Raw genomic sequence first — 11317 nt, 5'->3', positions numbered from 1 at the left:
GGAACTCCTTCGGATACGGCTTGGGCACTGCAACATCCTTCCAGGCCGCCTCTCAGCAAGCCAGGTCAGGTGTCACTTATCCGTGCAGCAGTCCCTTGCCTTCCTGGGCAGCAACGGCAACCTGACCGCAGATCAGCAAAGCCGCCTTGAGAGCATGCGCGACTCCGCCCGTGCGCAGCAGACCGGTCTCGACCACCAGGAGGTCGACTGGGGTCTGACCGTTCCGGAAGCGCTCGACCACCTCCTGGCCGGGCACACATCCTCGAAGACAGAGCGCGCGGGATGTGCCTACCACGCCGCGCTGCAGATCGTCATCGACCACAACGCCTGCGACCCTTACACCCTGGGCACCTACGCGGATCCCTCCACATTCTTCGGCCTGGTCGACGAGGAGCTGCGCCGCCTGGGTGTGCCGGGCGACCTGCTGCCCGGCGGATACCTCTTCGGCGGGCTGCCGGACGGCTTTCCCGGCATACCGCGCCCGGTGGACGGGTATCCGGCCATCGGCCACTTGCCGTTGGACAGCGCCAAACCTGCCGCGGACGCCTATGGTGACGTCCTGGCCCGCATGGCCCCGGACTTCTGGGTCGACGTCCAGGAGCTCATGGAAAAACTCGACTTTGAGCACGAGCAATGGTGGTACTCGAAGCACAGAGCCAGCGGGTACACGCAGGACACCCTCTTCTTCAGCCTCACGTGATGCCGCGGGCCAGGGGCAGGGCGCCGGGCAGGCCTGCGGCTGGCGCTACTCGGTGGTCGCGGGCTGGCGTCCGCATGTCTGGAGCGTCCTTGATCACTGTCCACGCGCCGTCGAACGAGTCTGGGCTCCACTTCCTGATCTTCAAGGCCGGAAGTGACAGTGAGAGTTGGTCCCACCTTCAGGCCGCTCTGATGCCTCCCTCGCAATGGTCCGACGTGAGAGACTCGGCCGTTGAAGAAGGGGTGGCGGGGTGGCGGAGACGGCAGATCGAGGTCGCCGGACAATCCTGGAGACGCTGGAGCCGGGCCAGGTCTGCAAAGGGGTGGTGTCGTCCATCGAGAAGTTCGGCGTGCTCGTCGACATCGGAGGCCTCGACGGACTCGTGAATGTGACCGAGTTGGCCTGGACTCACTTCGAGGCGGCGTCGGACATCGTGGAGGTCGGACAGCAGGTCACCATCGTGGTGCTGGGCGTCGATATCGAGCGGGAACAGGCTTACTTCTCACTGAAGGCGCTTCATCCGGATCCGCTTGAGGAGTTCGCTCGCGTTCAGCTCGGTCGCGTGATTCCGGGGCGTGTGGAGAACGTCTTCTTCAGCGTTGGAGTATTCGTGGAAGTCCACGAGAATTTCAAGGGACTGGTCCCGATGCATGAGCTCGCAGAGCGCCATGCGGATCAGCCTGAGAACGTCTTGCGGTATGGCGACGAGGTCATGGTCGAAGTCACTGGAATCAACCTGTACAGACGCCGGATCCTGCTTTCCCTTCGCTCGTGATCGATATCGGATCAGTGTGAAGTCGCAGGTCACCTTGTGTTCGTCGCCGCCCGCGCGGGTGCGGGAGAGACGCCCGCTCTTCTACCCGGCCGGTTGCTGAGCGCCGCACTTGGCCAGGCTGGCCAGTACGGCGCTCAGTCACAGGACCTTGTGACCGAGCACTGCGTCTGCCCAATGAGTACTCGACTTGTCGTGCTGTGCAGTTGAGTTGGCCAGTTCGGGGCCGCGAAGTTGGGGGCCCGTGCCCTCGGCGCCGGAGTGACCTGCCGGGGGCGCGGTCTTCTCGCTTCCCTGTGCGGAGAGCGTCGCGCGGGGGTCCGTAAGGTGCCGACGGTGCTCAGTCGGTGCCGCCGATGTCAGTGGTCCCTTGCAGACTGTCTTCCATGATCCACGCGCATGATGTCGACTGGACGGCCGGCCACCTGCCCGGTCAGGTATGTGGGGTTCCTGTCCACCTCAGGAACATGCTCTCCCCGGATCCCGCCGTACGGACCGAGGCGTTCGATGGGTTCTACGATGAGGCCCATCACCAGGGAGCCGTCGACCCGTGCACGGCGATCAGCTTGCCGTTCCTGTTCGACATGGCAGATGACCCTGCCACCCCTGACCGGGCCGAGATCGTCAGGCTGCTTCTCAGCATCGGGCGGGAGAGTTCGTGCCGTGCCCCTGAGGACGTCTACTTCACGGCGAATGGAGTCGAGTCGACGGCTCACGTCGGCATCACCGCTGAGATGACCAAGCGGGCGGACGCCTCTGTCCGTTACGCGGCGGACCCGGATCCTTCGGTACGCCGCCCGGCGATCGAGGCCGTCGGTCTCTTCCTCTCCAGGGCGGGCGCGCCGCCCGCGTGCTGGCCGAGCGCCTGCCGGCCGAGGACGGGATCGTGGAGCGGCTGCTGGTCGTCCGCACGCTGACGCGTCTGGCCGTCCGGTTGCCGGAGGCGGGGACGACCGTGGCAACCTGGCTGGACGAGCTGATCGACGCCCCCGTCCGGCTCTCAGCCCTCACCCATCGTGCCCTGATCAACCCGGACCAGGACACCGCCGACCTCGTGCCTCGCGCGATCGCCCTTCTGCGGGACATCACAGGGATCCCGACTGCTGAGAAGTCATGCGACGGATGCCGGCGGTGCATGGCGACGTTGCACGTCCGCGGACGCACAGTCGTCCCCGCAGTGCGCCCCGCTCACCTGGCCGCGGACCACTTCGATCCCGACCATCCCTGGGAGGAACACTCCCCGCTCAGCAGTGTCCTACGCACCCTCCACACCACCTTGGGCGACCGGATCGCGGACCGTACGACCCTCCTCGTTGCACAGCTGACCAGCCAGGATGCCGCCACCCGGTACGACGCCATCGCCATGACGAAGGACTTCCCGGGCCCCCTGCCCCGTCCCGTGCTGACCTCCCTCCTCGACCTGCTTCCGGACGACTGGGCCGCGGCCCGCACCATCCAAGGCGGATTCAGCCAGTGGTTCGGCGGCCGCCTCCAGGTCGCCCCCGAGGACACCAAACTCCTTCTCGACACCCTCGACGACTACATGGCCACCCTGCACGCCGCCCACGGCCCGGACGTCTGGGCGACCGGCAATGCCGTCGTCCGCGAGGCCTACCAAGAGGCGGTCATGACCCTGGCCGACCACCGTGACCCCCGCGCGCTCCCCGACCTGATCCGCTCGCTGGAGACCCGAGTGGACGACTGGCGGGTCCTTTACGGCGTCGGCGGCTACCCGCAGGCCTCCGACCGGCTCGTCCCCGTCCTCGCCGATGGCCTGCGCTCCATCGACCCCGCCCGCCCCAACGCACCCATCCCCGCCGGCCTTTACCTGTCCTGCCTGGCTGAGCTGAAGGACCCCATTGCTATACCCGTGATCACCGGCACCCTCACATGGGCCGGCCGACACCAAAGCTGGGGCGTGGTGACCCGCGCGCTCGACGCCCTCGCGTCCTTCGGCCTGGACGCGCAACCCGCCCACGCCTTCGTCCGCCCGCTGACCAACGCCCCCGACGAAGCCGTGCGCGCCGCGGCCCGAGCCACGCTCAACGCGCTCAGCGACCCCCATGCACCCCGCACCCCCCGGCCGAAGTCCGGAAACGCCTACGGGAAGGAACCACCCCACTGAGCCCGCTCGACGCGACTCGAAAGCCATGAGGTGAATGCTGCGCATCCAAACTGCCTATCTGGGGCATCCGTCGTACTCAGTCACAGCCGCAGCCCCTTTCGAACCCCTGCCCCGCCCGCCCCTTGAGGGTTCAGCAAGCCGAGCCCTGCGGGAGCTGCGGGCAGGCATCGCCCTTGTCCTCTGACACGGAAGCCGGACCGATTGCCACCCAAGTTGGCCATCTGCTTCGGCAGAGAAGCCAAACCAGCACCTCCGGTCAACCCCGGGGCAAAGCGCCGTCGGGCGCCCCGAATGCAGCGGCGTCGCCGCATAAGCGGTGGCGCCGTTCGCGGATCACCAGAGGGCTTCGGAGCCCCGTCCTTCCCCACGTCGGCCCGTCGTGCTCTGCCTTGTCGGCCTCGGTCCAAGCTCGATGGCAAACGGTCCACCTTTCGCGTCAGAGGACAGCCTTCGCTCGGCATTCGAACGACTCTGGAAACTCGTCCGCTCTGACTCACACCGCGCGCCGTCCGCACACCTGTACCAGGTGACAGCGGACCTCACAGCGGGAGCAGCACGTGCCCCACACCGACACCCTCACCCCGTACACGCCCCGGCTACAGCAGGGCCTTCGCGCGACCGACGCGGCCGTCTCCCCGGCCGCCCTGCGCCAGATGGCCACGGGCGAAGCCGAAGGGACGGCCCGAGCCGAGCACGCGGACTTCACGCACCTCATCCCGACGCCCACGCCCGACCAGGCCCGGGGCGAGGCACGGGTCTTTCACGCGCTGATCACCGCCTACGGCCGTCACCGCCCCACCCTCACCGGCGGCCCGTTCGGCATCAGCAGCCTCACCCCCCGCCGTGACGAAATGGTGGTGCGGATCGCGCCCGCCCAGCTGGACCGGTGGATCGACGCCCTCGCCCACCGGCCGGGCGGGACAGGCGTCGCAGGCCTGCGCTGGGCCGGCCTGCGAGAGGGGATTGCCCTGACGCTGCCCGGGATGAGGATGCTCCTCGCCGACATCAGCGAGACCGACTGGCGTGCCGCGCTCGGCCGCCGGTCCGCCGACCAGAGCAGCCTGATGCCGCACTGGATCCCCCTGTTCCGCCGCGAACCCGAGTACGCAGCGGCCCAGGATGCCGAACTCGCGGGCCTCGCCGACCACTTGTGCGCCACTCTCCGCCGGATCCGGCTCCTCGACGCCCTCACCCGTATCAGGGGTCACGTCCACCTGTTCACCACCCGCCACCACGGCGGCCTCCACCTGATCGAGGCATGCGAGGCCACCCCCACCGTCCTGCCGCTGTGGACCTCCCGGTCCGTCCCCCTGGCTCTGTGGCCCGCCGGACCGATTCCCGCCCCCGGCCCTGCGGACCCTCACGCAGCTGTCCTCGACCTCCTCACCGAGATCGAACCCGCCCGCGCCCCGTCCGGCACCGCCGATCACCCCGCCGCCCGCGCCCTCTGCCATATCGCCGTCCTCAGCACCGACCCTGCCCTGGTCCAGGCCGCCGAGCACGTTCTCGGTGTCGCCACCCGCGTCCTCGCCGACCCCGCCCACGCCAGCGTGTACACCGCCGGCGGCTGGGCAGGCAGCTGCCGCACGCACCTCGAAGGCGCGGTCCACGGAAGCGACCCCTGCCTCCCGCCGGGTGCCGAAGCCGTCACTGACCTCCCCGAGGAAGTCCTCCAGCGCCTCGGCCAGCACTTCTCCAGCGGGCCCTCGGACACCTCCCGCACTGACTTCGCCGGCGCTGGCCGGGAAGAGCTCGTCCCTGGGAACGACCGACCGAGCCCCGCCGGCTCACCCCCGCCCGGGTGCGGCGGGGGTTTCGCAACGTCCGCGCGGCCGCGGCCCGACCCGCGGCCGCACCGAAACCGTCCCGGCCAGGGCCGGGACGGCCTGCAGGCTCGAAGAACAAAAACCGGGCCAGGCACCACGACGTCGGCAAGACGGTCAAACGCGCCGAATCGATCAAGGAACACCAAGCCCGCCGAGGATAAACGCCAAGCTAAGCCGTCACCAATTCCTTGGTTGGTCAGGTCGGGTGCGAGGCGAGCTCCCAGTCTAGTTCCCACAGGCGTAGTGGCGTGTTCGCGCCGGCGGTGAGGGCGTACCGCCCGTCCGGCGTGAACGCGCAAGCCCAGATCCCGATCTGCTGCGTGTCGAGGGTGTGCACGAACTGTCCGGTCCTCGGGTCCCATATCTGGACCATGCTCGTGGGTCTGCTGGACACCGCGACCGCCACGAAGCGGCCGTCGCAGATGTACTGGACCGTCTGCGCGCGACCCGGCAGGTGCTGTTGGCCCCGTACGCAGGTGCCGGAGCCGAGGTCCCAGAGCCGGATGGTCCGGTCGTTGCCACAGGACACGGCGAAAGCTCCGTCCGGGCTCAGCGCAACCGAGGAGGTCTCCGTGGGACTGTCCAGAACGTTCGTACACTCGCCTGTGTCCAGGTCCCAGACCCGCACGGTGCGGTCCCAACTGCCGGACACCGCCCGGTGCCCGTCGGGATGCACCCACAGGTCAGTGGTGATGAAGCCGTTGCGGCCGTGGCCGCAGAGCGTTCGCGCGAGGCGGCCGTCCTTCAGGTCCCACAGGTGCAGTGCCTTGTTCCGGTCTGCGGTGAGCGCCCAGCGCCCGTTCGTACTGAAACATGCCGGCTCGGCACCGCGGCCGGCACGCTCGTCGGTGATGCTCGTGAGTCTGTCACCGGTGTCGATCGACCACACAGAGAGTCGGCCGTCCTGCGTGGCGGACAGCACGCGCTGTTGATCGGGGCTGAGCCGGACGGCGGTGAACGGGGAAGGGCGGTTGATGTGTGCCCGGGTGTCGAGTCCCGTGCCGACCCCCCATTCCCGCAAGCATCGACCGGTGCGCGTGTCCCACACCCGCAGGCTTTCACCGGCGGATACGACGCGAGCACCGTCCGACGACAGATCGACCGCACACGGCGCCACGGACAGGCCGGGGAGCTCGCCGACCTGCCAACTGGCCCGCACCCCCACCTGCGGCAGAACACCGGCTAGCGACCGCCAGGCCGACAGCACGTGCGGGGCTCGTTCGAATCCGGGGGTCTGCCGTGCCCTGGCGAGCAGTTCGCGCGCCTCGCCGTAGCGACGCCCGTCCCTGGCACGCTCGGCTGCATCGACCAGCGTTCCCACGCCCGCCTGCAGTCTGGCCAGCTCTCCGTGCCGGTGTGGGCGGCTCAACCGGGGTGGCGCGGTGTAGCGGCCGGGCAGGGGCCACCATCGCACTCCGCCCTCGTCGGCAGCGACCGCGCGACGGGCGCCCGGCGCCAGCAGCACCTGCTGCTGGCAGCTCGCGGTGGACGGGAAAGTGCGCAGGCAGCGGCCGCTGTCCAGCTCCCACAGCCGTGCCGTGCCGTCGGCCCCGCCGGACAGCAGCGCCTGGCCGTCGCTGCTCCACGACAGCGACACCACGCGTCGTGTGTGGCCGGTCAGTGTGTGCGTCTGCGCACCAGTGGCGAGATCCCAGACACCGATGTCCTCCCAGGAGCGCTTGGTGGTCCCGCGGGAGCGGGCCATCGCCACGGTCCGGCTGTCCGCGCTGATGGATGCGGGTACGGCCGCTGCGTTGACCCCATGCGACTCCCACCTGAGGGCCCCGGTGGTGTCCCACAGCTGCAGGCTGCCGTCATCAATTGTGATCAGCACTGACCGTCCGTCCGGGGACAGGGCGGCCAGGCTGCCTTGCTGACCGAGCCGCAGGCTCAACTCCCCGGTGAGCGCGTCCCAGATCGTCACACTGCCGCCGCCCGTCTGTGCGGCAGCGACGCGGCCGTCGGCGCTGAGCCGGACGGCGCTGACCGGGGCACGGCCGTCCGCACCGAGCCAGCGGGACGTGGAGGACCCCGACTCTTCGTTGAAGTCCACCCGCCACAAGCGACGATGTCTCACCAGGTCCCACAGGTGCAGCTGGCGGTCGAGGCCACACATGACGAACCGCCCGTCAGCGCTGACGTCGATCTCCTTGTAGTAGTGCGGCTCGTCCCGGCGAAACAGGCACTGTCCGCTGTGCAGGTCCCACAGGCCCACGTGCTTCCGGGAGGAGACCAGCGCCCGCCGGCCGTCTGCTGTTAAACGGACCTTCGTTCGCGGTGCCTGGGGCACCTTGAGACCGTCGGCATCGGACACCCACCTCTCCTCGGCGGGCCACCAGCCCATCGGGCGGGACGTCACGCGGCTGCGATCGGGTGCCCCGCCCTCCCTGACCGTTCGTAGGGCGCTGGCAACCTTCGGCTGCTCCGGGGCCATTTCCTCGACAGTGCCGAGGAGCGCGTCGGCCGTGGCGATGTCACCGCGCTCCAGGTTGACTTCGGCCAGCAGGTATCGGGCCGTCCAGGGGTCCCTGGAGGCGGTGCGGGCAGCTTCCAGCCTGCTGATCAGTGCATCGTCGGTGAGGGCGCCGGACCGCCACCGGCGCAAGCCGTCGTTGTAGGTGGCTTCCAGGTGCCGCGGGTCGATGTCGACGGCTGCCTCGAACGCTTTCGCTGCCTGGGCCGGCCGACCGAGGTCCAAGAGTGACAGCCCTCGGTTGTTCAGCTCGTCGGCACGCAGGTCCGCCGCGACCGGCTGGTGGCGTGGATACGCCTCGCCCACCGTCCGGCGATAGACCTCGACCAGCTCGCTGGCGACCTCGGGCATCGACCGCGGACGGGCTGCCCGGTCGTGACGCAGGCACCGGTCCAGCAGTGCCACGACCTCCGCCGGGATCTCGATCCGGTCAGTGTCCCGCCGCCGCCCGGCGCGGTGATCTGCGAGGACTTCTGTGGCGACGGGTCCAACCATCCAGGTCCTGCCGCCGATGAACATCTCCAGCACGGACACCGCGAAGCTGTAGATATCGCTCCCCCGCCCCACCCGCTCCCCCTTGGCCTGCTCAGGTGACGCGTAGGCGAGCGTCATGCCACCGCAGGAGACGACGGCGCTGGCCCCCTCGGGCACGCCGCCATCCACGGAAGCTCCTGCCCTGGCCCGGGCAAGGCCGAAGTCGGTCACCTTCGCTGTGAACGCTGCGTCCGCGCCCACATCGAGCAGCACATTGGCGGGCTTGACATCCTGGTGCACCAGCCCGCCCGCATCGTGACAGTGGGCGTGTTCCAGACCCCAGGCCATTTGGATGGCGACGTCCAGTATCCGGGCACGTACCTCCGACAGCTCGCCCGCGTACAACCGTCCGTCCGCGATCCAATCCGCCAGACTGCCGCCCGCGACGTACTCGGCGAACACCCGTGGAGCCCCGTCGAGCAAGCGCACGCTGTAACAGCCACACACATTCGGGTGCAGCCCCAACCCCACCCACGCCTCAGCCTCGTTGACGAACAAGTCCCGGTGGCCCACGCTCTGGAACCGGCCCGGCCGCGGACTCTTGACCGCCAGGTCGACGCCCCATTCCCGGTCCCGGACCAAGTGCACCACGCCCATGCCGCCACGCCCGAGCTCTGCCAGAACCTCGTACCGGTCGTCAATCACGTCCCCGACCCGCCACGACGACGGCTCTTCGCTCCTCATGCCCGTCATCCCCAACCCTCCTCGTGCAGTGCACGCAACCAGAGTGACTTCGCCCGCCTGTTGCACGGACCCACCGATCCCCCTCCGCGGTTCCCTAAAGCGGGAGTGTCAACTTAACGGCTGATCTTGGTTGTTGGTCGGTCAGTGGGTGGCCGGAGTGAGCCGGCCCTCGAAGTGGATCTGGAAGGCGTTCAATGGGGCCTTCCAGCGCATGGCCCAGCGTTTGCGGCCCTTGCCCGTCGGGTCCAGGGACATGAGGGCCATGTAGACGCACTTCAGGGCGGCCTGCTCGTTCGGGAAGTGCCCGCGGGCGCGGACGGCCTTGCGGATCCGCGCGTTCACGCTCTCGATCGCGTTGGTCGGACAGATGATCTTGCGGATCTCGACATCGAAGGAGAGGAAGGGACGAACTCGGCCCAGGCATCCGCCCACAGCCGCACGATCGCCGGATACTTCTTGCCCCAGTCCTCCTGGAACTCGGTGAAGCGGGCGGCGGCCACAGCCTCGTTCGGCGCGGTGTAGACCGGTTTGAGCTAATTGGCGATCTTGTCCCAGTCCTGGCGGGCCGCGTAACGGAAGCTGTTGCGCAGCAGGTGAACCACACACGTCTGAACAATCGTTCGGGGCCAGACCGTCTCGACCGTGTCCGGCAGACCCTTGGGACCGTCACAGACCAGCATCAGCACGTCCTCCAGGCCGCGGTTCTTCAGCTCGGTAAACACCTCAAGCCAGTACTTCGCCCCCTCGCCGCCGTCACCGGCCCAGATACCCAGGATGTCCCGGTGGCCCTCGACCGTGACAGCCATGACCACGCAGATCGGCCGGTTCGCGACCTGCCCGTCCCTGATCTTCACGTTGATCGCATCCACGAACAGAACGAGATAAACGCGGTCGAGGGGACGGCTCTGCCACTCGGCCATCCCGTCCATGACCTTGTCGGTAATAGCCGAGATCGTCTGCTTCGACACCTCCGCGCCATAGACCTCGGCCAAGTGGGAAGCGATCTCACCGTGGGTGAGACCCTTCGCCGACAGCGACAGCACCATTTCATCGACGCCCGTCAGGCGCCGCTGCCTCTTGCGCACGATCTGCGGCTCGAACGTGCCGGACACGTCCCGGGGCACCTTGATCTCCACCGGGCCGACATCCGTCAGCACCGTCTTGGCTCGCGTGCCGTTGCGGCTGTTCCCGCTGTTGCGGCCGGCCGTCTCGTGCTTCTCGTAGCCGAGATGGTCGGTGATCTCACCCTCCAGAGCGGACTCCAGCACCCGCTTCGTCAGCTGCTGCAGCAGCCCACCCTCACCAGTGAGCTGGAGCCCCTCGCTACGGGCCCGGTCCACCAGCATCGCGATCAACTGCTCATCGCCGGCAGCCGGTATGCCACCCGCCTGGCCGTCGGCCGCAGAGGATCCCAACTCCACACTTTGCTCAGTCACTTGGCGTCTCTTCCTTGATCGTCAGATCCGCCGTTACTTTTACACTCCCCCGCATTCGGGTCGCGACGGTAGACGTTGGCCCTCAGGGTGTGGATACCGATCCGGTTCATGACGGCGGGCAGAAAGGGGTTGTCGTCGCGTTGAAGTCCGACGCAGCTCAGGAAGACACTCTGAATTGCTCCGGGTCTGATGGAGTCTCCACCAGACCCGGAGCAATTCACTGTGTGTCTTTAGGGGGAGGTAATGCTGGTGGTCAACTTAAGAAGCTGGAAGGGCGGTTCGCACGCGCCCGGAGAGCGCTCAGGGCCGCCGGCGCCCGCCTTCCCGTCGCCAGCGCAGCCGCCGTCGGGCCCGGATACTGGGCCAAACAAAGCCAAGCAGCCGAACTCGCAGCCCGAGCAGCTCGGGTACGAACGACGACCGCACGTACGCTTCTTCGCCATCTACGGCCTGCTCGTCGGGACCGTGACGACGTGCGTCGCGCTGCTGTTCGCACTGGTGATTGACACTGAACCAGACCTGAACGGCCGACCCGACACGTCCATCCCGACGGCCTGGCCCTCAGGGGTTCCGGCTGGCAGGCGCTCAGAACGCTGTACAGGGAGGTCGGAGCTGCGATCCGCAGCACCCGAGCGACTCGTCACGAGAGGGCAAGCGTTGTCTGATGCGGCACTAAGGGCTGTCCCGTAATCCCTGGTGGGCGTGCGACGACAGCCACGGCACCTCGCCGCGTTGTCGGAACGCCCGAATACATCCAGTATTCGGGC

Annotated in this window: 6 protein-coding genes and 2 pseudogenes; 5 read left to right on the top strand and 3 right to left on the bottom strand. The window is 68.2% G+C overall.

Annotated features, from left to right (window positions below; all coding sequences use genetic code 11):
• Positions 1 to 82: 82 nt before the first annotated feature.
• The 4 genes from ACFYY7_RS44260 (at position 83) to ACFYY7_RS44245 (ending at position 3597) form a co-directional block, all read left to right on the top strand.
• Positions 83 to 700 carry a hypothetical protein gene (locus tag ACFYY7_RS44260; RefSeq protein ID WP_388671783.1) on the top strand — a complete coding sequence of 206 codons (618 nt, stop codon included), beginning with the start codon at positions 83 to 85 and terminating at the stop codon, positions 698 to 700.
• Between the two features lie 250 nt (positions 701 to 950).
• A complete protein-coding gene (locus tag ACFYY7_RS44255; RefSeq protein WP_388671780.1) occupies positions 951 to 1475 on the top strand; it encodes a S1 RNA-binding domain-containing protein in 525 nt (174 codons plus the stop codon).
• Positions 1476 to 1858: 383 nt separating this feature from the next.
• Positions 1859 to 2389, top strand: coding sequence for a hypothetical protein (locus ACFYY7_RS44250; protein ID WP_388671778.1), 531 nt, complete (start codon positions 1859 to 1861; stop codon positions 2387 to 2389).
• Positions 2323 to 3597, top strand: coding sequence for a HEAT repeat domain-containing protein (locus tag ACFYY7_RS44245; RefSeq protein ID WP_388671775.1), 1275 nt, complete (start codon positions 2323 to 2325; stop codon positions 3595 to 3597). The genes ACFYY7_RS44250 and ACFYY7_RS44245 overlap by 67 nt, the downstream gene beginning before the upstream one ends.
• 596 nt (positions 3598 to 4193) lie before the next feature.
• On the opposite strand, the gene ACFYY7_RS44240 is transcribed toward ACFYY7_RS44245, so the two are convergent.
• On the bottom strand, positions 4194 to 5288 hold the full coding sequence (locus ACFYY7_RS44240; protein WP_388671772.1) for a hypothetical protein: 1095 nt from the start codon (positions 5286 to 5288) through the stop codon (positions 4194 to 4196).
• Positions 5289 to 5350: 62 nt separating this feature from the next.
• On the opposite strand from ACFYY7_RS44240, the pseudogene ACFYY7_RS44235 reads away from it, so the two are divergent.
• Positions 5351 to 5584 (top strand): annotated as a pseudogene (locus ACFYY7_RS44235) (transposase); the annotation flags it as partial.
• 35 nt (positions 5585 to 5619) lie between these two features.
• Here ACFYY7_RS44235 and ACFYY7_RS44230 read toward each other — a convergent pair.
• Together ACFYY7_RS44230 and ACFYY7_RS44225 are read right to left on the bottom strand one after the other, a co-directional pair.
• Positions 5620 to 9123, bottom strand: coding sequence for a protein kinase (locus ACFYY7_RS44230; protein ID WP_388671769.1), 3504 nt, complete (start codon positions 9121 to 9123; stop codon positions 5620 to 5622).
• Between the two features lie 132 nt (positions 9124 to 9255).
• Positions 9256 to 10460: pseudogene (locus ACFYY7_RS44225) on the bottom strand (IS256 family transposase).
• Between the last annotated feature and the right edge of the window lie 857 nt (positions 10461 to 11317).

Origin of the sequence: Streptomyces sp. NPDC001933 (genome assembly GCF_042890955.1) — a bacterium.
GTDB lineage: Bacteria > Actinomycetota > Actinomycetes > Streptomycetales > Streptomycetaceae > Streptomyces.
Note: the sequence above shows the minus strand (reverse complement) of the source record. Positions and strands in the feature narration are given on the sequence as shown.